Here is a 22,967-nt window from a genome sequence, read left to right as displayed (position 1 = left end):
ATGACCAAGGCTCTAGAAGGCATTCGTGTCCTCGACATGACGCACGTCCAGTCCGGCCCCTCGGCCACCCAGCTGCTCGCCTGGCTCGGCGCGGACGTGGTGAAGCTCGAGGCACCCTCCGGTGACATCACCCGCAAGCAGCTCCGCGACCTCCCCGACGTGGACTCGCTGTACTTCACGATGCTCAACTGCAACAAGCGGAGCATCACCCTCAACACCAAGACCGAGCGCGGCAAGGAGCTCCTGACCGAGCTGATCCGGCGCTCCGACGTGATGGTGGAGAACTTCGGGCCCGGCGCCGTCGACCGCATGGGCTTCACCTGGGACCGCATCCAGGAGATCAACCCGCGCATCGTCTACGCCTCGATCAAGGGCTTCGGAGAAGGCCCGTACACCAACTTCAAGGCCTACGAAGTGGTCGCCCAGGCCATGGGCGGCTCCATGTCGACCACCGGCTTCGAGGACGGCCCGCCGCTCGCCACCGGCGCCCAGATCGGCGACTCCGGAACCGGCATCCACGCCGTCGCGGGGATCCTGGCCGCCCTCTTCCAGCGGGAGAACACCGGACGGGGCCAGCGCGTCAACGTGGCCATGCAGCACGCCGTGCTCAACCTGTGCCGCGTCAAACTCCGCGACCAGCAGCGGCTCGCCCACGGGCCGCTCGCGGAGTACCCCAACGAGGACTTCGGGGACGAGGTCCCGCGCTCCGGGAACGCCTCCGGCGGCGGCCAGCCCGGCTGGGCCGTCAAGTGCGCGCCGGGCGGCCCGAACGACTACGTGTACGTCATCGTGCAACCCGTGGGCTGGCGGCCGATCACCGAGCTCATCGGACGCCCCGAGCTGGCGGACGACCCGGACTGGGCCACTCCGGAGGCGCGCCTCCCCAAGCTCGGCAAGATGTTCCAGCTCATCGAGGAGTGGTCCGCGACGCTGCCGAAGTGGGACGTCCTGGAGCGGCTCAACGCCCACAACATCCCCTGCGGCCCGATCCTCTCCACCAGGGAGATCATCGAGGACGCCTCACTGATCGCCAACGAGATGGTGGTCGAGGTCCCGCACCCCGAACGCGGCAGCTTCACCACCGTCGGCTCCCCGCTGAAGCTCTCCGACTCCCCCGTAGAGATGGTCAGTTCGCCGCTGCTCGGCGAGCACAACGAAGAGGTGTTCATCGGCGAGCTCGGCCTCGGCGACGAGGAACTGCGCCTGCTCAAGACGGAAGGGGTGATCTGAGTGACCGCCGAGGACCACCGGCAGAGAGTGCGCGCGCTCCTCGACGCCGTGCGCGCCGAGGGACGCACGGCGCTCACCGCCCCCGAGGGCAAGGTCATCGCGGACGCCTACGGGATCGCCGTCCCCGGCGAGGAACTCGCCACCGACGTCGACGAGGCCGTGGCGCACGCCGCCCGCTTCGACGGCCCGGTCGTCATGAAGATCGTCTCCCCGGACATCCCGCACAAGACCGACGCGGGCGGCGTCGTCGTCGGCGTGGAGGGCGCCGCCGACGTACGGGCGGCCTTCCACCGGATCGTGGAGAACGCCCGCGCGTACGACGCCCGGGCACGCATCGACGGCGTCCAGGTGCAGGAACTCCTGCCGAGCGGCCCCTCCGCGCAGGAGGTCATCGTGGGGGCGGTGACCGACCCGACGTTCGGAAAGGTCGTGGCCTTCGGGCTCGGCGGGGTCCTCGTGGAGGTCCTCAAGGACGTCACCTTCCGCCTGGCGCCCGTGGACGCCGACGAAGCCGTCTCGATGCTCGACTCGATCAAGGCGGCCGAGATCCTGCACGGGGTCCGCGGCGCGGAGCCCGTGGACCGGTGGGCCCTGGCGGAGCAGATCCGCCGCGTCTCCCGGCTGGTCACCGACTTTCCGGAGATCGCCGAGGTCGACCTCAATCCGGTCATCGCCACGCCCCGAAACGCCATCGCCGCCGACATCCGGGTCATCCTCTCCGAAGAGGTGCCGAAACCGCGGCGCACCTACACGCGCGAGCAGATGCTCGCCTCGATGCGCCGGCTCATGCAGCCCCGCTCCGTCGCCGTCATCGGCGCCTCCAACGAAGCGGGCAAGATCGGCAATTCGGTGATGCGCAACCTCATCGACGGCGGCTTCTCCGGAGAGATCCATCCGGTGAACCCCAAGGCCGATGACATCGTGGGCCGCAAGGCGTACAAGAGTGTCACGGACGTTCCCGGTGAGGTGGATGTGGCCGTCTTCGCCATTCCCGCCAAGTTCGTGGCATCGGCTCTGGAGGAGGTCGGTCGCAAGGGCATACCCAACGCGGTCCTCATCCCCTCCGGTTTCGCCGAGACGGGCGAGCACGCCCTCCAGGACGAGATCGTCGCGATCGGCGAACGCCACGGAGTGCGGCTCCTCGGGCCGAACATCTACGGCTACTACTCCACCTGGCAGGACCTCTGTGCCACGTTCTGCACACCGTACGACGTCAAGGGTCCCGTCGCCCTGACGAGCCAGTCGGGCGGCATCGGCATGGCGATCCTCGGTTTCGCGCGCACCACGAAGACGGGTGTCTCCGCGATCGTCGGGCTCGGCAACAAGTCGGACCTGGACGAGGACGACCTCCTGACGTGGTTCGGCGAGGACCCCAACACCCAGTGCATCGCCATGCACCTGGAGGACCTCAAGGACGGCCGTGCCTTCGTGGAGGCCGCCCGGGCGACGGTGCCCAAGAAGCCGGTCGTGGTCCTCAAGGCCGGGCGCACCGCGGCGGGCGCCAAGGCCGCCGGCTCGCACACGGGCGCGCTCGCGGGCGACGACGCCGTGTACGACGACATCCTCACGCAAGCGGGTGTCATCAGGGCGCCGGGTCTCAACGAAATGCTGGAGTACGCGCGCGCGTTGCCGGTGCTGCCCACCCCGAAGGGCGACAACATCGTCATCATCACGGGTGCCGGCGGGTCGGGGGTGCTGCTCTCCGACGCGGTCACCGACAACGGCCTGCGGCTGATGGAGATCCCCGAAGACCTGGACGCGGCCTTCAAGGCGTTCATCCCGCCGTTCGGGGCCGCGGGCAACCCCGTGGACATCACGGGCGGCGAGCCGCCGTCGACGTACGAGGCGACCATCAGGCTCGGCCTGGAGGACCCGCGCATCCACTCCCTCGTACTCGGCTACTGGCACACCATCGTCACGCCCCCCATGGTCTTCGCCGAGCTGACGGCGCGCGTGGTCGCCGAGTTCCGCGAGCGGGGCGTCGAGAAGCCCGTCGTGGCCTCTCTGGCGGGCGACGTCGAGGTGGAGGAGGCCTGCCAGTACCTCTTCGAGCGCGGGGTCGTGGCGTACCCGTACACGACCGAGAAGCCGGTCGCCGCGCTCGGCGCGAAGTACCGGTGGGCGCGGGCGGCCGGACTGCTGGAGGGCGGTTGATGAGGTGACCGGTCCGGGGCCGGCGGCGCGCCCGCCGACCCCGGGTCCCGTGCGCACACGGAAGGGATGGGACAGGGGGCGCTGGCCAGGATCTTTCCGACGCAAGGGGTGCTGAGCGACATGACGACAACCGACGTACCAACCACCGTCCCCTACCGGGAGGTGAGGGACGCCAACGGCCGGGTGTACCGGGTCGGCGAGACCGACATCGACATCATGGGCCGCAAACGCAAGTGGATGGTCATCCTGCCCTGGGTGGGCATGATGGGCATCAGTTCGGCCGAGTACGCGTTCGCATCCGCCGAGGACACCCTGCACACCGCTCACCACTGGAGCAGCCTGCACATCTTCTGGATGCTCGGCGTCTGGGTGTTCTTCCAGGCCGCTGTCGCCTTCCCCGCGGGCAAGCTCCGGGAGACCGGCAGGCTGCCGGCCCGCCACGCGATGATGCTCGGCGCCCTCGGCACCCTCCTCGGCTACCTCTCCCTGGCCTTCGCGCCGCACGTGGTCGTCGCCTACATCGGCTTCGGCATGTTCAGCGGCATGGGTGCCGGCATGGTCTACGCGACCTGCGTGAACATGGTCGGCAAGTGGTATCCGGAGCGGAAGGGCGGCAAGACCGGATTCGTCAACGGCGGCTTCGCCTACGGTTCGGTGCCGTTCGTCTTCCTCTTCACCGGCTACATGGACCTCACCAACTTCCGCTGGGTCCTGGTGAGCGTCGGCCTCCTGCTCGCGGCGATGGTCGCCGCGGCGGGCCACTTCTTCAAGGACCCGCCGAAGAACTGGTGGCCCGCGGACGTGGACCCGCTGCGTCCGCCGGACGACCCCCGGGCCCGGCGCGCCCTGCGGATGAACCCGCCCGCGGTGCGGCAGTACACCCCCAAGGAGGCGTGGCAGACCGGCCGGGTGGCGCTGATGTGGTTCTGCCTGCTGTGCACCTCCGGCGTGAACATCTTCGGCATCGCGTTCCAGGTGGACATCGGTGAGGAGGCCGGCTTCGCGGGCGGCATCGTCGCCACGGCGATGTCACTGAAGGCCATCGTCAACGGCACGGGCCGGGGCGTCATCGGCTGGCTCTCGGACCGCTACGGACGGAAGCGCTGCCTGATCTTCGTCTGCGTCGTCCTCGGCCTTGCGCAGTACGGCATCCTCTGGTCCGCCGACATCAAGAACCTCCCGCTCTTCCTGATCTTCTCCAGCATCTCCGGCTTCGGCGGCGGCGCCATCTTCCCGATGTTCGCGGCGCTGACGGCGGACTACTTCGGAGAGAACAACAACGCCTCCAACTACGGCCTGGTCTACAGCTCCAAGCTGGTCTCCGGACTCCTCGGTTCCGGCATGGGTTCCGTGGTGGTCAGCCACTGGGGGCACACCGGGGCGTTCACCCTGGCCGGCTCGATCTCCCTGTTCGCCGGGTTCGTCGCGCTCTTCCTGACACAGCCCGGCAGGCCCAAACCCAAGGACATCAACCCCAATCCGCAACCCCTCGGTGAGGAGATGGCGTGACATGACCGCTGAGCCCATCGCCGGCCCGCATGCGTCGGCCGACCGCGACGCACCCTACAGAGAGCTCACGGACGCGCGCGGTCGCGTCTACCGCATCGGCGAGAGCGACCGGGAGATCCTCGGCCGCCCCCGCTGGACGATGGTGGCATTGCCCTGGGCGGCCATGCTCGCCATCAGTGTCTTCGAGTACGCCTTCGGAGCAGCCGAGGACACTCTGTCATCGGCGCACCACTGGACGTCGTCGAACACCTTCTGGGTGCTCAGTGTCTGGATCTTCTTCCAGGCGGGGGTCTCCTTCCCGGCGGGCAAGCTGCGCGAGAAGGGGATCCTGACGAGCAGGGCGGCGATGCTGACGGGCTCCGTCCTGTCGCTGCTCGGCTTCCTCAGCCTCAGCCACGCCCCGAACGTGGCGATGGCGATGGTCGGCTTCGGACTGCTCGGCGGCGTCGGATCGGGGCTGATCTACTCGACCTGCGTGAACATGGTCGGCAAGTGGTACCCCGAACGGCGCGGCGGCAAGACCGGTTTCGTCAACGGCGCCTTCGCCTACGGTGCCGTGCCGTTCATCTTCCTGTTCTCGTACGGCTTCGACACCTCCAACTACCGGACGGTCCTTGATCTCGTCGGTTTCTACGTGCTGGCGGTGACCTTGGTGGCCGGTCTGTTCTTCAAGGATCCGCCGAAGAACTGGTGGCCGGCCGACGTGGATCCGCTGCGGCTCGACGGCGATCCCCGGACCAAGGTCGCGCTGGCCAAGAACCCGCCCGCGGCTCGGCAGTTCACCCCTGGGGAAGCCCTGCGCACCGGTGTGATCCCGCTGATGTGGGTGGGCATGCTCTGCTGCGCCGGGGTGTCGATCTTCGGGATCTCCTTCCAGGTGCCGTTCGCGAAGGAGATGGGTTTCGGCCCGCTCATCGCGGCGTCGTCGATGGGTGTGATGTCGGTGATCAACGGAACGGGGCGCGGGGTGGTGGGCTGGCTTTCGGACCGCATGGGCAGACAGCGCACCCTCACGTACGTCTGTCTGGCGCTGGCGGTGGCCCAGTTCGGGGTGTTGTGGGCGGGCGAGATCCGCAACCAGCCGCTCTTCCTCGTCTTCGCCTTCCTGTCCGGTTTCGCGGGCGGCGCGTTCTACCCGCTGTTCGCGGCGCTGGTGCCGGACTACTTCGGAGAGAACAACAACGCCTCCAACTACGGCATGGTGTACAGCGCGAAGCTGGTGTCCGGGCTGTTCGGCGGTGGTATGGGCGCGATGGTGGTGGACTCCTGGGGGTACATCGGCGCGTACACGACCGCCGGGGTGGTGTCGTTGGTCGCGGCGGGCCTCTCCTTGCTGCTGCGGCAGCCGGGGGCGCCACGCGCGCGTGAAGCCCTGGTCTAGTCTCCCTCGGCACGTTCCGGATGGGGCCCTCCCGCCATCGGCGGAAGGGCCCCATCCGTGCCGTGGTGCGATCAGTCGCCGCAGCGGCCCGACCGCAGTGAGTGCAGGTGCTCGCTGGACTTGTGGGCGAAGGCGTAGGACTCGACGGGGTTGTCGTGCTCGGTCTGCCAGTGGTGGTAGCGCCGCCCGTGGTGGGTGCGGGCGGTCACCTTCGACAGGAACTTCTTGTAGTCGATGTCGCCGTCGCCGACGTCCGTCATGCGGTAGCCGTCGCGGGCGGTCTCGTCACGGATGCCGTCCTTGACGTGGAACAGCGGATAGCGGTGCGGCTGCTTCAGTACGTAGTCGAGCGGTTCGAAGGGGGCGGGGGTGCCGTCGGCCCGCTTGCCGAAACGGAACTGAGCGCTGAACGCCCAGTAGATGTCCATCTCCAGGTACACGAAGTCGGGGTCGGTCTCGGCGAGCAGCACGTCGTAGAGGCGGACGTGCGGCTTGTCGGTGGCGAAGGAGAACTCCTCGGCGTGGTTGTGCTGGTAGAACTTCATGCCGCGCTTGCGGGCCGCTTCGCCGTACGTGTTGAAGTCCTCCGCCGCCCGCTTCAGGGCGTCCACGGTCGTTCCGTGACGGAAGGGACCGGAGGCGGTGCCGATGTGCTTCAGACCGAGGGCCTCGGCGTCGTCGAGCACCTTGGTGAGGTTCTGGGCGAACGTGTACGCGTTGGGGTTGTTGTCGTCGTAATACCCGACGTGGGAGCCGATGGGGTTCAGTCCGTGGTCGCGAGCGAGCGCCTTGAGCCGCGCGAGGGAGATGGCGCCGGCGGAACCCTGGGTGTATCCGGCGAATTCGATCTCGTCGTATCCGTACTTCTCCAGCTCGGCGAAGACCGGGGCGAATCCGACGGTGGAGACCTTGTCGCGGAGGCTGTAGAGCTGGATGCCGAGCCGGCCCGGCGGCAGGACGGGGTGGCCGTGGCCCCGTCCCCCGCCCGGGGCGGCCGACGCCGCGGCGGTCGGGGCGGCGGCGCCGACCAGGGCCGCCGCGGTGGCCCCTGCCGCCACGCCGAGCATGCCGCGTCGGCTGAGTCTGCGGGCGAGCTCGGGGTCGGTGGAGGATGGCTTGCGGCTCATGCGGTACTCCTCGGCTGGATCAGGGGCGTATCAGGGATGAGTTCGAAGAACGGATCAGGGATCGCTGGGGGTCGGACCCTGATGGCAGGGTCCGAGCTCTCTGGTTCAGTGGAGATCAAGCAGATTCGTCGACGCGGCAGGCCTGCCTCAGCGCAGGCCCGCGAGGTCGAGCAGGAGCGATTTCACATCGGTGGCCGCGACGCGGCCGCTGAAGGCGCGGGGGGTGGAGCACAGAATGAGCGGACTTTCGTCCTCACTCGTGGGGAGGCGGCCATGGCTGCCGCGAATAGGTGAGGGGTCGAGGGGCACGACCGCCATGCGGTAGCGCATGCCGAGCTTCTTGCGGGCCACGGCGCTCGCGGCCTTGACGCGGACGTAGGGGTCCTGGGGGTCCATGAAGAGTTCGACGGGGTCGTAGCCGGGTTTGCGGTGGATCTCGACGAGCTGCGCGAAGTCGGGCGCGCGGGCGTCGTCGAGCCAGTAGTAGTACGTGAACCAGGCGTCCGGCTCCGCGACGGCGACGAGCTCGCCGGAGCGCGGGTGGTCCAGGTGGTTGGCCTTCTTCCCCTCGTCGTCGAGGAGCTGCTCGATGCCGGGGATGTCCCGGAGGGCAGCGCGGGTGGCGTCGAGGTCTTCCGGGCGGCGGACGTAGATGTGGGCGATCTGGTGGTCGGCGACGGCGAAGGCACGGGACGCCATCGGGTCGAGGTACTCCATGCCGTCCTGGGTGTGTACCTCCAGCAGCCCGGCGCGGCGCAGTGCCCGGTTGATGTCGACGGGCCGGTTCACCCGGGTGATGCCGTACTCGGAGAGGGCGACGACGGTCCGTCCCTCCGCCCTGGCGTCGTCGAGGAGCGGGGCGACGGCCGCGTCGAGGTCGGCGGCCGCCTGGCAGGAGCGCGGGTCGTCGGGGCCGAAACGCTGCAGGTCGTAGTCGAGGTGAGGGAGGTAGCACAGGGCGAGGTCGGGGTGGCGGGTGTCGATGATGTGCCGGGTGGCGTCCACGATCCACCGGCTGGACACGATGTCCGCGCCGGGTCCCCAGAAGTGGAAGAGAGGGAAGGTGCCGAGTTTTTCGGTGAGTTCGTCGTGGAGGGTGGGGGGCCGGGTGTAGCAGTCGGGTTCTTTGCGGCCGTCGGCGTAGTAGACGGGGCGGGGGGTGACGGTGAAGTCGGTGTCGGCTCCCATGGCGTACCACCAGCAGATGTTGGCGACGGTGTAGCCGGGGTGCGCGCGGCGGGCGGCGTCCCACAGCTTGTCGCCGGAGACGAGCCCGTTGTGCTGGCGCCACAAAAGTACGTCGCCGAGTTCGCGGAAGTACCAGCCGTTGCCGACAATGCCGTGCTCGGCGGGGTGGGTGCCGGTGAGGAAGGTGGACTGGGCGGCGCAGGTGACGGCGGGCAGGACGGTGCCGAGCGGGGCCCGGGAGCCGGACTGGCCGAGCCTCTTGAGGTTCGGCATGTGGTCGAGAAGGCGCGGGGTGAGGCCGACGACGTCCAGGACCAGCAAGGGGGTCGGGGTCATGGGAGTTCCTTGAGGCCGAGGTCGGTCAGGAGGTCGCGGGCGAGGGCGAGTTCGGCGGCGATGCCGTCGGCGAGCTGGGGGCGGCCGCGCGGGCGCAGCTCGGGTGGGAGCGCCTGCCAGGTGTAGGTCTCGACCTCGAGGTGGCGGGTGAGGGGGGTGGGTGCGCCGACGAGGCGGGTCAGGACGTCCTGGAGTACGGGGAGCGTGGAGGTGAGGGGCGCGGCGGGGGCCGCGTGCAGGGGGACGTGGAAGTGGGCGCGCCAGGGCGCCGTGTCGGGCAGGGCGCCGGCGGTGAGCGCTTCGCCCAGGTCGTCGGTGCCGTGCAGGCGGGCGCCGGCCAGGGTGCGGGTCTGGTGGAGGAAGCGGGGTTCGTCGAAGGCCGCGAGGGCTTCGCGTACCTCGGGGAGATGGGGGTGTTCGGCATGGAGCGCGGCGGACAGCTGCGATTTGACGACGGGGATGCCCGCGGCGGCGAGGGCGTCGAGGGCGGTCCCCGGGTCCTCGAAGGAGGTGGCGAGGTGACAGGTGTCGACGCAGACACCGATGCGGTCGTGGCCGATGGCGGTGAGCGGGGTGATGGCGTCGGCGGTCGTCTCGACGGTGCAACCGGGTTCGGGTTCCAGGCCGATGCGGATCGAGCGGCCGGTGAGCTCGGCGAGCGCGTCCAGTCGTTGGGCGAGCGTGGTGAGGGCGGTGCGGGCGGCCTCGGCGTGGACGGCGTGGAAGGGGGCGCGCCAGGCGAGCGGCAGCGTGGAGATGGTGCCTTCGGTGACGTCGTCGGGGAGGAGGGCCGCGAGGAGGCGGGCGAGGTCGGTGGTGTGGCTCAGACGTTCCGGATCGGTCCAGTCCGGCTTGTACACGCGGTACTTGACCTGTTCGGCGCCGAAGCCCTCATAGGGGAAGCCGTTGAGGGTGACGACTTCGAGCCCTCGCCGGTCGAGTTCGCTCCGCAGGCCACGCAGTGCGGCCGGGTCGGTGACGAGCGCGTGGGCGGCGTCCTTGGCGAGCCACAGCCCGATCCCGATGCGGTCCCTGCCGAGGCGCTTGCGCACGGGTTCGCAGTGGTCGCGGAGCTGGGCGAGGACACCGTCGAGAGTCTCGGCCGGGTGCACGTTCGTGCAGTAGGCGAGGTGGACGGTGGACCCGTCGGGGTGCCTGAAGCGCATGGTTCACGCTCCGCCGCGCAGGATGGAATTGCCCTCGTGAGTGGCCGCGTCCGGTTCCCGCGCGTCGAGCCGGAGCCGCCCGCTGAGTCCGTAGAAGTCCACCGGGTTGCGCCACAGCACGAGGTCGACGTCGTCCTCGTCATATCCGGCCGATAGCATCGCGTCGGCGACCTTGCGGGTCTTGAGGGGGTCGCTCTTCCCCCAGTCGGCGGCGGAGTTGATCAGCACCCGGTCGGGCCCGACGTCGCGCAGGATGGCGACCATGCGGCCCTCGTCCATCTTGGTGTCGGGATAGACGGAGAAGCCCAGCCAGCACCCGCTGTCCTTGGCCTCCTTGACGGTGGTCTCGTTGAGGTGGTCGATCAGGACGCGGTCAAGGGGCAGGGCGGATTCGCGGACGACGTCGATCGTGCGGCGCAGTCCCACCAGCTTGTCGCGGTGCGGGGTGTGGACGAGGGCGGGCAGCTCGTGGTCGGCGGCGAGTTGCAGCTGGGCGGCGAGCGCGGTGTCCTCGGCCGGCGTCATGGAGTCGTAGCCGATCTCGCCGACGGCGACGACGTTGTCCTTGACGAGATAGCGGGGCAGCTCCTTGAGAACCGGTGTGCAGCGGGGGTCGTTCGCCTCTTTGGGGTTGAGGGCGATCGTGCAGTGGTGGGCGATGCCGTACTGGGCGGCGCGGAATGGCTCCCAGCCGAGGAGGGAGTCGAAGTAGTCGAAGAAGGAGGCGGGCGAGGTGCGGGGCTGCCCGAGCCAGAAGGCGGGTTCCACGACCGCGCGGACACCGGCCGCGTACATCGCCTGGTAGTCGTCGGTGGTGCGGGAGGTCATGTGGATGTGGGGATCGAAGATGCGCATCGGGACTCCTACTCCTCGACGGGCACAGGGCCCGTGGGGGCCGAGGGGGCGGCGGCGTGCTCGGGGGCGGTCAGAGACAGCACGCGCTGCAGGTCGCCGGGGACGGTCCGGCCGGCGGCCCGCCGTTCGCTCGCGTAGTCGCCGAGCATGCGGGCGAGTTCGATGTCTCCGCGGGCACGCCTCGGCAGGTCGGCCACAGCGTCGACGGGGACGCCGGTGAACAGGCACTTGAGGACGGCGTGGCGCCAGTCGTGGGGGGCGAGGTGCGTTGCGGCGTACGGGCCGACGGCGGCGGCGACGAGGCGGGTGTCGTTGGTGCGCAGGGCGTCCTCGACCAGCGGGAGGGCTTCGGGGCCGGGCACCAGGTGGGGCAGGGCCCGCAGGACGGCGCGGCGTTCGTCGGCGGTGCCCTGGCCGTAGACACGGCCGAGCGTGGCCGGGGTCACCTTCGCCGCGTGCAGCAGCACGATGCGGGCGGCGTCCGCGTGGTCGGCACCGCAGCGGCGCCCGGCTTCGGCGAACCTCAACTCCCAGGTGGGGAGCAGGCCGGGCACCTCCGCCTCCGATCGCCCGCCATGAGCGGCGGCCTCGGCGACGGCCTGATCGAGCCAGGCCCGGGCGGCGCCGCCGAGGTCGGCTTCGAGACGGGCACGGAGGGCGGCGATGTCTGGGGTGTCGGTCATGGAGTACCTCCTTCGGCGAGGATCACGGAGGCGGCGGCCTGCGCCGAGGTGGCGGCTGTGGCTTCGGGTGCGGGTGGGGTTGTGGCTGGAGGTGCGGGTGCGGGTGCGGGTGCGGCTGCTCGGGTCAGGAAGGCGATGGAGCGGGCGGCGAGTTCGGGGCCGGCGTGGGAGTGGCGGGGCAGTTCGACGACGGTCAGCCCCTGATGGCCGACGGCGGCCAGGGCGTCGAGCACGGGCGCAAAGTCGATCTCCCCGTCTCCGAAGGGCAGGTGCTCGTGGATGCCACGGCGCATGTCCTCGATCTGGACGTGCCGCAGCCAGGGGGCGGCGGCCCGCACGCAGTCGGCGGGAGGGAGCGGTTCGAGGCACTGGCAGTGACCGATGTCGAGAGTGAGGCCGAGGAGTTCGGGGGCGGGCCCGCCGAGTTCGCGGCGCAGGCGGTGGAAGTCGGCGAGTGAGGAGAGGAGGTGGCCGGGTTCGGGCTCGACGGCCAGCGGGACACCGGCGTCCGACGCCGCGTCGAGCACCGGCCCGAGCGCGTCCGCGAGGCGCCGCCAGGCGGTGTCGGCCGAGGTGTCCGGCGGGGTGATGCCGCTGAAGCAGTGCACGGCGTGGGCACCGAGGTCGGAGGCGACCTGCACGGCGCGGATCAGCAGGTCGATTCGGTCGGCGCGCCGTTCCGGTTCGGGGTCGAGGAGGGAGGGGCCGTGTTTGCGACGCGGATCCAGGACGTAGCGGGCGCCCGTTTCGACGGTGGCGGTGAGCCCGAGCCCGTCGAGCCGCCGGGACACCTTGCGGGTACGGGCGGCGAGGTCCGGGGCGAGGGGATCGAGGTGCATGTGGTCGAGGGTCAGCCCGACGCCGGCGTACCCGAGGTCGGCAAGGAGGCCGAGGGCGTCATCGAGCCGCAGATCGGTGAGCCCGTTGGTGCCGTAGCCGAAGCGGAGCGGGGCTGGCGGGGGTAGCGCGCTCGGGGGTGGAGGGGTTGAGGGTGGAGGGGTTGGGGGGCGGGGGTCCAGGGGGTCGTCATTTGAGGGTGGGGGGCCGGGGTGTCGTGGGGTGGGGCCGCTCATGTGACGCTCACCTTCCGTGCGAACTTGCGGGCGGCGGGGGCGAGGGCGGCGGTCAGCAGAGCGGTGCCCGGGGCGCCGGCGCGGGCGGCTAGCGCGGCCTGGAGCGGGATCATGGCGCGGATTCCGCCGCCGACGGCACGTTGGGTGAGGGGAGGCGACGGGTTGAGGGCGGCGTGGAAGAAGGGCTTGGCGGTGGTCCCGACGTAGGCGAGGGCGAGCGCGCCACGGAGTGCCCGCCGGGCGGTGGGGAGGGCGGCACCGAGGCCGCCGGTGCCCGCATCTCGACCTGCCCGGCCGGAGTCTCTCCCGCTCCCGCCCCCGCCCCCGCCACGCCGGTCGAGACCGTCGACGTTGCGGAAGCGGCCGCCTCCCACCAGGCCGGCCAGCGCCGAGGTCACCGCCAGCGCGGCCAGGGGGGCGGCCGAGGAACCGCCCTGGGCCTCGCGGCGCGAGACCACGGTGACAGCGAGCGTGTGGGCCGCGAGGGCAGCCGCGGAAGGCACGGCGGCCTTGGCGCTCCGGCCGACGCCTGGGGGTGGGCCCGGGTGGCGGTGGCGGCGGGTCGGGCGCGCGGCCAGGCTGCCCTGCCCCATTCCTGCTGCCGCTCCCGCCCGCGTTCCCATTCCAGCTGCCGCTCCCGCTCCCGTGCCTGTTGCCGCTCCCGCTCTCGTTCCCGTTGCCACTCCCGTTCCTGCTCCCGCTCCCCCTCCTGCCGCCGCTCCCCTTCCCGCCCTCGCGCTCGCCCCCACCCCTGCGCCCAAGCCTGCGCCCGCCCCCACCCCTACCCCCGCCCATCCCCCAGCCGTAGCCGTTGCGCCGAGGAGTAGGTCCAGGCCTCGGGCGGCGGCCATCGCTGCCGGGCCCGCAGGCGTGTGTTTCAGGCCGAGGTCGTAGGCCCAGACCGTTACGGCCAAGGCCCCCGCCGTCGCCAGCGCCGGTCGGCCCGCTCGGGAGGCGAGGGCCAAGCCGGCGGCGGTGAGGGCGGTTGCCGCCGCGAGGGCCGCGGGGGGTGCGATCCGGCCGGACGGCAGCGGGCGCTCGGGACGTTCGACGGCGTCTTCGGCGCGGTCGGCCCAGTCGTTGAGGGCCATGCCGGCCTCGTACAGGCAGAGGGAGGAGCTGATGGCCAGGAAAGTGCGACGGTTGGGCCGCAGGTGGGTCGCCGCGGCGCCGGCGAGGGCGTCGCCGGGGACGGTGAACAGGGCCGGGAGGCGGAGGAGTTCGGCCCAGGCGCGGGTGGACTTCACCGTTCCGCACCCCCTGCCGGTACGGCACTCGGGGTGGGCCTCGCGGGCCTTGCCACCCACAAGCCGATCCCTAAGGCCACCCACGAGCCGATCCCTGAGACCACCCCCGAGGCGACCTCCGAGGCGACCCCAAAGGCCACCCCAAGACCTCCCCCGCCCCTCATCGGACGCCCTCAAAGTGGGACGCGAACTCGATCAGTGAGGCGTACTGCTCGCCCAGCGCCGCCGGGGCGCCCGGGTCCGGGTCCTTGAAGTAGAAGGCCAGGGCGGGCAGGGGGCCGGAGAGACCGCGTTCGTGGGCGCGGGAGGTGAGGCGGGCGAGGTCCAGGATCAGGGGGGCCGCGAGGGCCGAGTCGCACCCCTGCCACGTGGTCTGCAGAACCATGCGGGTACCGAGGAAGCCGTCGAAGGCGATGTGGTCCCACGCCGTCTTCCAGTCGCCGAGGCAGGGCACGTCGTCGATGTGGACCTCGCCCTCGGGGGCGGCGCCGAGCGTGTCGGCGAGGACGCGTTCCTTGCCGGCGTTCTTCGCGGCCGCGGCGGCCGGGTCGGCCAGGGCGGCGCCGTCCCCGCCGCCCAGGAGGTTGGTGCCGGACCAGGCCCGTACGGCGAGTGCCCGCTGCGCGAACATCGGGCCGAGCACCGAGCGCAGCAGGGTCTGGCCGGTCTTGCCGTCCCGGCCCGCGTGCGGCAGGCCGCTGGAGCGTGCCGCTTCGGTCAGGCGGGGGTGGTGCAGGCCGGTCGACGGGGTGAAGTTGACGTACGGGCAGCCGGCCCGCAGTGCCGCCGCGGCGTAGAGGGAGCTTGCGGGGAGCCGCTCGTCGTCGTCCGCGGGGCGCGGTTCCGTGGAGGCGACGTTCACGACCACCGCGCGGGCCAGGCCCCGGCGACGTACGAAGTCGCTCAGGTCGGCGGCGAAGGTCTCGATCAGCTCCTCGTCGCCGCGGGAGTCGCCCGGCTGGGGTCCGCCTGGTCGTATCTCCGCGTCGGCGGCGGCGAGTTCGGCGCGCACGGCCGCGGGGATGCCGTGCGGCAGGACGCCGCCCGCGGCGAGTTCCTCGGCGCGCTTGGGCAGCGGGCAGCTGGTGGTGTCGTGGCCGCCGAAGACGAGGGAGGACAGGGTGGGCAGGCCGAGGCCCTCGAAGGGGGCCGTTTCGGTCACCATGCCGGTGGGCGGGTGCAGGCCGGCCGTCACCGCCGCGCAGCCCGCGACGGCCGTGGTCGCGACCGAGCCGCGTGCCCCGATCAGCCAGACCCCGACGGGCGCAGCCCCACCTTCCGAAGCCCCGGCGGACGAGGCCTCGGCGGACGAGGCTTCGGAATATGGGGCGTCGGAAGATGGGGCACCGGTGGGCGAGGTCCCGAGGGGGGAAGGTGAGGGCGCGTATGTAGAGGTCGCTGATGTGGACACGGCTGCCTCCTGCCATGGCTCAAGAGCTCGGGACACGACTCGGGAGCTCGAAGGACGTGAGAGCGGTGCAAGACGGCGGGCGGAGGTCCGGCGTCCTCCGCCCGCCGCCGTCTAACGGCCCGCGCCCGACCGGGCCGACGCGGGAGTACCCATAGCTGCCTGCGAACCGGCCACCGCGGAAGGACCGGTCACGGCCTCCGCACCGGCGCCCGCGGGAGAGCTCGTCCCCCGCGCCCCCGCACCCCGCACCGGCAGGTCCTTCAACCGGATGTCGCGGAAGGTGATCTCGTCGCCGTCGCCGTGGTTCTGGATGCCGATGTGGCCTTGGCGCAGGCTCCGTGCCGGGTCGGTGTTGGTGTAGTCGTTGATCAGTACGCCGTTGAGGTAGACCCGAAGGCGTTCGCCCTCGACGCGGATCTCGTAGGTGTTCCACTCCCCCGGCGGGTTCAGCGCCCGGTCGCGCTTCTTCAGGTCGGCGGACCGGAAGCCGTAGACGGAGCCCGTGGTCTTCTCGGGGACGTCGGTGGCGTCGATCTGGATCTCGTAGCCGTTGTTCACGGCCGACCACGGGTCGTCGGAGGGCGGGAAGCCCACGAAGATCCCGGAGTTGTCGTCGCCGGCCATCTTCCAGTCGGCCTTGAGCGAGTACGAGCCGAGTTCGCGCGCGTCGTACCAGAGCATGCCCATGCCGCCGGTGGTGGTGAGCGTGCCGGCACCCTCATCGAGGCGGAAGGAGCCGGGGCCCGCCTGTTTCCAGTGTTCCAGTGAGGCCGCGGTGCCGTCGAAGAGGGGCGTGTAGCCCTTCTCGGGGCGGCAGTCGGCCTGGGCGGCGCCGACCGCCCAGCGGATGCCGCCCAGCAGGTGCTGCCGGAAGGCCGGTTCGGCGAAGGACTCCTTGGTGTGACCGCCTCCGGTGTAGAAGGAGCGGCCGCCCTGGTAGTTCTGGCACCAGGCGATGGGGTGGTCCCCCGCCATGGTGCCGCCCGTGTACGACGACTCGTCGAGCGAGGCGAGGACGCGGGCCCGGTCGCGGGGGTTGGCGCGGTAGTTGTACCACTCGTCGGTGCGGTCCCACGTCCCGGTCCCCAGGTGGGACGTGGCGGGGTGCGCGTGGTCCTCCACGTGCACCTTCGCGGGCTGGATCGCGGGGTGCGACTGGAAGTGGGCGCCCGCGAGCCCGCCGTAGAAGGGCCAGTCGTACTCGGTGTCGGCCGCCGCGTGCACGCCGACGTAGCCGCCGCCCGACCGGATGTACTTCTCGAACGCCGTCTGCTGTGCGGCGTCGAGCACGTCACCGGTGGTCGAGAGCCAGATCACGGCGTCGTACCGGGCGAGGTTCTTGGCCGTGAAGGCTCCCGCGTCCTCGGTGGCGTCGACGGCGAAGCCGTTCGCGGCGCCCAGTTCCTTGACGGTGGCGACGCCCGTGGGGATCGAGTCGTGCCGGAACCCGGCGGTCTTGGAGAAGACGAGGACGCGCTCGCCCGCCCGGGCCGGTTTCGGGTCGGAGGCCGCGGGGCCCGAGGCGCACCCGATGAGCAGGGCGGCCACCGCGGTCGCCGTGATGATGCGGGCTCGTCCGCGCATCGCGGTCACCCCTTCCGGCCGGTGGCGGCCCTGGTGGTGAACGTGAAGTCGTCCAGGTCGTACAGCGCTCCGGTGCCGGTGCCCTTGAAGACCAGGTAGAGCGTCGTGGTCCCCGTCGGCGGCTTGCTGATGGTGGTGCTGACGTCCTTGAACGTCTCCCACGAGCCGGTCGGTTCGACCTTCGTGGAGCCGAGGAGCCTGCCGGTCACGGATCCGCTGCGTACCTCCAGGGTGCCACCGGAGCCCGCGGAGGCGACCCGCGCGGTCATCCCGGTGACATTGCCGAGGATGTACGGCTTGAAGGAGACCCAGTCGCCGTTGTGGATGTCGCCGACGGTCTTGCCGCCGTGCGCCGGGGCGTGGTTGATCACGGAGACGCCCTTGGAGTCGCCGTAGTGCTCGCCCTGGCGGTGCTTGGGCTGGACGACGTTCTGGTCGTGGGTGGTCAGCGCGGGCTGGCCGGCCGCGCCCTTGTCGGTGTACTCGGCGTCGAAGACCCCGAAGATGTTGGCGTTCGGGTCGTGCTCGCCGTCCGCCGACGTCTGGAGGGTCCCCTCGCAGCCGTTGGCCGAGGTGACCGGGTGGCCGTGGCTGTCATGACCGAGGATGTGGGTGACCTTGACCTTGGCGCAGTCGATCGGGCCGTCCTCCTTGTCGGTCACCTTGACCTTGAAGGGCACCTTGTCGCCGAAGGTGAACAGCTGGCCGTCGCCGGGGAGTTCCAGGGTGACCTTGGGCGCGGTGTTGCCGACGGTGACGTGTGCGCTCGCCGAACCGGTGCGGCCGGTGGAGTCCTTGACGGTCACGGTGGCGGTGTAGACGCCGTTCTTCCGGTACGTGTACGTGGGGTTCTGCTGGGCAGACTTGCCGCCGTCGCCGAAGTCCCAGGCGTAGGTGAGCGTCCCGCCGTCGGCGTCGGTGGCCTTGGCGGTGAACCTGGTCCTCAGCGGGGCCTGGCCGCTGGTCACCGAGGCGCTCGCCTCGACGACCGGCGAGTGGCCGCCGGTGGCGTTCTCGATGCGGAAGAGGGCGGAGTTCTCGTCGCCGTTGAAGTAGCCGGTGCCGTAGTCGAGGACGTACAGCGCGCCGTCGGGGCCGAAGGCCATGTCCATGACCTGGGTGCCGGACCACGGGAACGCGTTGATCTTGGAGACGGCGCCGTCGGTGCCCTGTTCGATGCGCTTGATCCAGCGCCGGCCGAATTCACCGGCGAAGAAGTCGCCGTCGTAGGCCTCGGGGAACTTCACCGGGGAGTCGTTGGCGGCGTCGTAGCGGTAGACGGGGCCACCCATCGGGGACTCCGAACCGGTGCCGAACTCGGGGACCGAGCCGCCGTCGTAGGGGATCCAGGCCTCCTGCGCGGGCGGCAGGTCGGTGAGGCCGGTGTTGCGCGGCGAGTCGTTCTTCGGCGCCGCGCAGTCGAAGGCCGCCCCGGAGGTGCCGGTCGCGAAGTCGTAGTCGATGTAGGCGTCGTTCTTGCCGGTGCAGAACGGCCAGCCGAAGTTGCCCGGCTTGGTGACGCGGGCGAACTCGACCTGACCAGCGGGGCCGCGCTTGGGGTCGGCGGCGCCGGCGTCGGGGCCGTAGTCACCCACGTACACCGTGCCGGTGGGCTTGTCGACGCTCATCCGGAAGGGGTTGCGGAAGCCCATCGCGTAGATCTCGGGGCGGGTCTTCTCGGTGCCCTTGGCGAAGAGGTTGCCGTCCGGGACGGTGTAGGACCCGTCGTCGGCGACCTTGATGCGCAGGATCTTGCCGCGCAGGTCGTTGGTGTTGCCCGCGCTGCGCCGGGCGTCGAAGGCGGGGTTGCGGTTGGCCCGCTCGTCGATGGGCGTGTAGCCGTCCGAGGCGAACGGGTTGGAGTCGTCGCCCGTCGACAGGTAGAGGTTGCCGTCCTTGTCGAAGTCGATGTCACCGCCGACGTGGCAGCAGATGCCGCGGTTGGCCGGGACGTCGAGGACCTTCTTCTCGCTGGTGGTGTCCAGCGTGCCGTCGTCCTTGAGGACGAAGCGCGAGAGGCGGTTCACGCCGTCGAACTTCTTGAAGTCCTCGGCCGTGCCCGTCTCCGGGGCGTCGCCCGTCGGGGTGTCCAGCGGCGGCGCGTAGTAGAGGTAGACCGCCCGGTTCTCGCGGAACTTCGGGTCGATCCCGACGCCCTGGAGCCCCTCCTCGTCGTGGGAGTAGACGGGTATCTTGCCCGCGACCTTGGTGTCGCCCGCCGCGTCGGTCAGGCGCAGTGTGCCGTCGCGTGAGGTGTGCAGGACGGAGCGGTCCGGGAGTACGGCGAGCGTCATGGGCTCGCCCATCTCCGGCTCGCCCTTGGCGAGGGTGACCTGCTGGAAGTCCTCGGCGGCGGGGGCGGCCCCGGCGGGCGGACCGGCGGGGACGGCCCCGGCCTGCGGCACGGCGAGGCTGAGGCTCGCGCCGGTGAGCACGGTGCCGGTGAGCAGGGCGAGTGTTCTGCGGAGTCTGGGGCGTTTCCTGTGCACGGGGTTCCTCCGGAAGGGGGGACGGTCGTACGGGAGTGGGTGCGCCGTGCGCCGGGGTGCGCCGTCACCCCGGAGACTTCATGTCCTGTACACCTCAAGGACGGTAGCCACGTTTGTCCCGGGCGGAAAGCCCTTGTGCGGCATGGAAGTTGAACTTTTTCCCGTCAATGGACAAACAGGGTCGGTCCGGTCCGTCGGGTCTAGTCGTTGCCGCCGAACGCCGCGTCGAACGACGCCGTCGGAGCCTCGAAGTCGTACGTCTTCAGGTGCGCGAGCGCCTGCGGGGCGCCCTGGAGCCGGTCCATGCCCGCGTCCTCCCACTCCACCGAGATCGGGCCCTCGTACGCGATGGAGCGCAGCATCCGGAAGACGTCCTCCCAGGGCACGTCGCCGTGGCCGGCCGACACGAAGTCCCAGCCGCGGCGCGGGTCGCCCCACGGCAGGTGCGAGCCGAGGCGGCCGTTGCGGCCGTCCAGACGGCGCCGGGCCTCCTTGCAGTCGACGTGGTAGATGCGGTCGCGGAAGTCGTAGAGGAAGCCCACCGGATCGAGGTCCTGCCACATGAAATGGGAGGGGTCGAAGTTCAGCCCGAACGCGGGGCGGTGGCCGACGGCCTCCAGGGCCTTGTGCGTGGTCCAGTAGTCGTACGCGATCTCCGAGGGGTGCACCTCGTGGGCGAACCGCACGCCCTCGGCGTCGAAGACGTCCAGGATCGGGTTCCAGCGCTCGGCGAAGTCCTCGTACCCGCGCTCGATCATCGACTCGGGGGCGGGCGGGAACATCGCGACCAGATGCCAGATGGCGGAGCCCGTGAAGCCGACGACGGTGTCGACGCCGAAGGTCGCCGCGGCCCGCGCGGTGTCCTTGATCTCGGCGGCCGCCCGGCGGCGTACCCCCTCGGCCTCGCCGTCACCCCAGATGCGGGCGGGCAGGATCGCCCTGTGCCGCTCGTCGATGATGGCGTCGCAGACGGCCTGGCCGACGAGGTGGTTGGAGATGGCCCAGCACTTGAGCCCGTACTTGTCGAGCAGCGCGTGCCGCCCGTCCAGGTAGGCCGGGTCGGCTAGCGCCTTGTCGACCTCGAAGTGGTCGCCCCAGCAGGCGAGTTCGAGGCCGTCGTAGCCGAAGTCGCGGGCGAGGGAGCAGACCTCTTCGAGCGGCAGGTCGGCCCACTGGCCGGTGAAGAGGGTGAAGTTGCGTGGCATGACCGGGCCTCCTCAGGCGGGGATCGGCGTATAGACGGAGTTCTTCGCCGCGCTCTCCTCCACCGCGGCGAGCACGCGCTGCACCAGCAGGCCGTCGGCGAAGGAGGGTTCGGGCCGCGTGCCGTCGGCGATGGCCCTGAGCAGGTCGCGGGCCTGGTGCACGAAGGTGTGCTCGTAGCCGAGGCCGTGCCCCGGCGGCCACCAGCCCTCCAGATACGGGTGGTCGGGCTCGGTGACGAGGATGCGGCGGAAGCCGGAGGAGGACGCGGGCTCGGTGTGGTCGTGGAAGGAGAGCTCGTTCAGCCGCTCCAGGTCGAAGGACAAGGAGCCTTCGGAGCCGTTGAGTTCGACGCGCAGCGCGTTCTTGCGGCCCGCGGCGAAGCGGGTCGCCTCGAAGGAGGCGAGGGCGCCGGAGGGGAACCGGCCGGTGAAGACCGCCGCGTCGTCGACGGTGACCGTGCCGAGCCGGCTGCCGCCCGCGGCGGTGAGCCCGCTGGACGCGCCTTCCAGGAGCGGCCGTTCACGGACGAACGTCTCGGTGAGCGCCGACACGCCGGCCACCGGCTCCCCCACCAGGAACTGCGCGAGGTCCACGATGTGCGCGCCCAGGTCACCGAGCGCCCCGGAGCCCGCGCGGTCCTTCTGCATCCGCCAGGTGAGCGGGAACTGGGTGTCCACCAGCCAGTCCTGAAGGTACGTCAGACGTACGTGCCGCAGCACCCCGAGCCGCCCTTCGGCGACCATCCGCCGGGCGAGCGAAAGGGCGGGCACCCGGCGGTAGTTGAAGCCGACCATGGCCACCTGACCCCGGGCGCGGGCCCGCTCGGCGGCCTCGGCCATCGCCTCGGCCTCCTCGACCGTGTTGGCGAGCGGCTTCTCGCACAGCACGTGCTTGCCCGCCTCCAGAGCGGCGAGGGCGATCTGTGCATGGCTGTCGCCCGGTGTGCAGATGTCGACGAGGTCGACGTCGTCCCGGGCGATCAGGGCGCGCCAGTCGGTCTCGGCCGCGGCCCAGCCGAGCCGGTCGGCGGCGGCGCGCACGGCGTCGCCGTCGCGCCCGCAGACGGCCGAGAGCACCGGCCGCACCGGCAGGTCGAAGACGCGTCCCACGGTGCGCCAGCCCTGGGAGTGGGCGGCGCCCATGAAGGCGTAGCCGATCATGCCCACCCCCAGGGGCCGCTTCCCGGCCGCCCCGGGATCGGCCCCTGCCTCGGTATCCGTCTCACGCATGCGGTACTCCTCCTCGTGAACGCTCGATGGGGGGTGCGGGCGTGCGCATCACTTGAAGCCGGTCGACATGTACTGGCCGACGTTGTCCTTGTCGACGACGGCCGAGTAGCAGGTCACGAAGGAGGGGATCTCGAACTCCGCCATGCCGCTGATGCCCTTGCTCTGGCCGAGGGCGCGCGCCAGGTCGATGGCGGAGGCCGCCATGGTGGGCGGATAGAGGACGGTGGCCTTCAGGACGCCCTTGTCCTGCTCGATGGCCTGGAAGGCGGAGAGCGCGCCCGCGCCGCCGACCATCAGGAAGTCGTCGCGGCCCGCCTGCTCGATGGCGCGCAGGGCGCCCACGCCCTGGTCGTCGTCGTGGTTCCACAGGGCGTCGAAGTTCTTCTGGGCCTGAAGGAGTTGGGACATCTTCGACTGGCCAGACTCGACGGTGAAGTCGGCGGCCTGGCGGGCCACCTTCTTGATGTTGGAGTAGTTCTTCAGGGCGTCGTCGAAGCCCTTGGTGCGCTGCTTGGTCAGCTCCAGGTTGTCGAGGCCGGCCAGCTCCACGACGCGCGCGTCCTTCTTGCCCTTGAGCTTCTCGCCGATGTAGTGGCCGGCGCTCAGGCCCATGCCGTAGTTGTCGCCGCCGATCCAGCAGCGGTAGGCCTGCGGGGTGGCGAAGACGCGGTCGAGGTTGACGACGGGGATGCCCGCCCTCATGGCCTTCAGGCCGACCTGGGTGAGCGCCTTGCCGTCGGCCGGCAGGATCACCAGGACGTCGACCTTCTTGTTGATCAGCGTCTCGACCTGGCCGATCTGTGCCGCCGTGTCGTTGGAGCCCTCGGTGGCCTCCAACGTGACGTCCTGGTACTTCTCCGCCCGCTTCCTGGCGTTGTCGTTGATGGCGTTGAGCCAGCCGTGGTCGGCCTGGGGCCCGGCGAAGCCGATGGTGACCTTCTTGCCCGGCTTGTCGTCGGCGACCTGCCGCGAGGTGGCGTCGGAGTCGTCGTCCTTGGACTCGTTGCTGGTGCACGCCGTCAGGAGCGCCCCGGAGGAGAGGGCGGCGGCTCCGAAGAGGAGCCCTCTGCGGCTCGTGTGGGTTGGCATGGGTGAACCC

Annotated in this window: 17 protein-coding genes; 4 read left to right on the top strand and 13 right to left on the bottom strand. The window is 70.8% G+C overall.

Features of this window, described 5'->3' with window-relative positions; genetic code table 11:
• From frc to ACZ7DY_RS01205, 4 genes are all read left to right on the top strand, one after another.
• Window positions 1–1,230, top strand: a complete 1,230-nt coding sequence (gene frc, locus ACZ7DY_RS01220) for a formyl-CoA transferase (protein ID WP_471128417.1) — start codon at window positions 1–3, stop codon at window positions 1,228–1,230.
• Window positions 1,231–3,384 (top strand): acetate--CoA ligase family protein, encoded by a 2,154-nt coding sequence (locus tag ACZ7DY_RS01215; RefSeq protein ID WP_471128415.1) that lies wholly within the window; start codon window positions 1,231–1,233, stop codon window positions 3,382–3,384.
• Window positions 3,385–3,504: 120 nt separating this feature from the next.
• Window positions 3,505–4,893 carry an OFA family MFS transporter gene (locus ACZ7DY_RS01210; protein WP_471128412.1) on the top strand — a complete coding sequence of 463 codons (1,389 nt, stop codon included), beginning with the start codon at window positions 3,505–3,507 and terminating at the stop codon, window positions 4,891–4,893.
• A gap of 1 nt (window position 4,894) precedes the next feature.
• On the top strand, window positions 4,895–6,274 hold the full coding sequence (locus tag ACZ7DY_RS01205; protein WP_471128409.1) for an OFA family MFS transporter: 1,380 nt from the start codon (window positions 4,895–4,897) through the stop codon (window positions 6,272–6,274).
• A gap of 71 nt (window positions 6,275–6,345) precedes the next feature.
• On the opposite strand, the gene ACZ7DY_RS01200 is transcribed toward ACZ7DY_RS01205, so the two are convergent.
• From ACZ7DY_RS01200 to ACZ7DY_RS01140, 13 genes are all read right to left on the bottom strand, one after another.
• Window positions 6,346–7,401 (bottom strand): sugar phosphate isomerase/epimerase family protein, encoded by a 1,056-nt coding sequence (locus ACZ7DY_RS01200; protein ID WP_471128406.1) that lies wholly within the window; start codon window positions 7,399–7,401, stop codon window positions 6,346–6,348.
• A gap of 147 nt (window positions 7,402–7,548) precedes the next feature.
• A complete protein-coding gene (locus tag ACZ7DY_RS01195; RefSeq protein WP_471128404.1) occupies window positions 7,549–8,925 on the bottom strand; it encodes a nucleotide pyrophosphatase/phosphodiesterase family protein in 1,377 nt (458 codons plus the stop codon).
• Window positions 8,922–10,091, bottom strand: coding sequence for a metabolite traffic protein EboE (gene eboE, locus ACZ7DY_RS01190; protein WP_471128402.1), 1,170 nt, complete (start codon window positions 10,089–10,091; stop codon window positions 8,922–8,924). The genes ACZ7DY_RS01195 and eboE overlap by 4 nt, the downstream gene beginning before the upstream one ends.
• Window positions 10,092–10,094: 3 nt before the next feature.
• Window positions 10,095–10,946 (bottom strand): TatD family hydrolase, encoded by an 852-nt coding sequence (locus ACZ7DY_RS01185; RefSeq protein ID WP_471128400.1) that lies wholly within the window; start codon window positions 10,944–10,946, stop codon window positions 10,095–10,097.
• 8 nt (window positions 10,947–10,954) lie between these two features.
• Window positions 10,955–11,629: an EboA domain-containing protein gene (locus ACZ7DY_RS01180; protein WP_471128398.1), complete on the bottom strand. Its 675-nt coding sequence runs from the start codon at window positions 11,627–11,629 to the stop codon at window positions 10,955–10,957.
• Window positions 11,626–12,702, bottom strand: a complete 1,077-nt coding sequence (locus tag ACZ7DY_RS01175) for a sugar phosphate isomerase/epimerase family protein (RefSeq protein WP_471128396.1) — start codon at window positions 12,700–12,702, stop codon at window positions 11,626–11,628. Before ACZ7DY_RS01175 ends, ACZ7DY_RS01180 begins: the two co-directional genes overlap by 4 nt.
• The gene (locus ACZ7DY_RS01170; RefSeq protein WP_471128394.1) at window positions 12,699–13,949 is read right to left on the bottom strand and encodes a UbiA family prenyltransferase; all 1,251 of its coding nucleotides are present in this window, start codon (window positions 13,947–13,949) and stop codon (window positions 12,699–12,701) included. Before ACZ7DY_RS01170 ends, ACZ7DY_RS01175 begins: the two co-directional genes overlap by 4 nt.
• A 160-nt stretch (window positions 13,950–14,109) precedes the next feature.
• Window positions 14,110–15,198 carry an inositol-3-phosphate synthase gene (locus ACZ7DY_RS01165; RefSeq protein WP_471130161.1) on the bottom strand — a complete coding sequence of 363 codons (1,089 nt, stop codon included), beginning with the start codon at window positions 15,196–15,198 and terminating at the stop codon, window positions 14,110–14,112.
• A 273-nt stretch (window positions 15,199–15,471) separates the two neighbouring features.
• A complete protein-coding gene (locus ACZ7DY_RS01160) occupies window positions 15,472–16,944 on the bottom strand; it encodes a ThuA domain-containing protein (protein WP_471128392.1) in 1,473 nt (490 codons plus the stop codon).
• A gap of 5 nt (window positions 16,945–16,949) precedes the next feature.
• Window positions 16,950–19,433: a PQQ-dependent sugar dehydrogenase gene (locus ACZ7DY_RS01155; protein WP_471128390.1), complete on the bottom strand. Its 2,484-nt coding sequence runs from the start codon at window positions 19,431–19,433 to the stop codon at window positions 16,950–16,952.
• A gap of 200 nt (window positions 19,434–19,633) precedes the next feature.
• Window positions 19,634–20,638, bottom strand: a complete 1,005-nt coding sequence (locus ACZ7DY_RS01150; protein ID WP_471128388.1) for a sugar phosphate isomerase/epimerase family protein — start codon at window positions 20,636–20,638, stop codon at window positions 19,634–19,636.
• 12 nt (window positions 20,639–20,650) lie between these two features.
• A complete protein-coding gene (locus ACZ7DY_RS01145; RefSeq protein ID WP_471128385.1) occupies window positions 20,651–21,868 on the bottom strand; it encodes a Gfo/Idh/MocA family protein in 1,218 nt (405 codons plus the stop codon).
• Between the two features lie 48 nt (window positions 21,869–21,916).
• Window positions 21,917–22,957 carry a substrate-binding domain-containing protein gene (locus ACZ7DY_RS01140; RefSeq protein ID WP_471128382.1) on the bottom strand — a complete coding sequence of 347 codons (1,041 nt, stop codon included), beginning with the start codon at window positions 22,955–22,957 and terminating at the stop codon, window positions 21,917–21,919.
• Between the last annotated feature and the right edge of the window lie 10 nt (window positions 22,958–22,967).

This window comes from Streptomyces sp. NPDC037013 (assembly GCF_055607265.1).
Note: the sequence above shows the minus strand (reverse complement) of the source record. Positions and strands in the feature narration are given on the sequence as shown.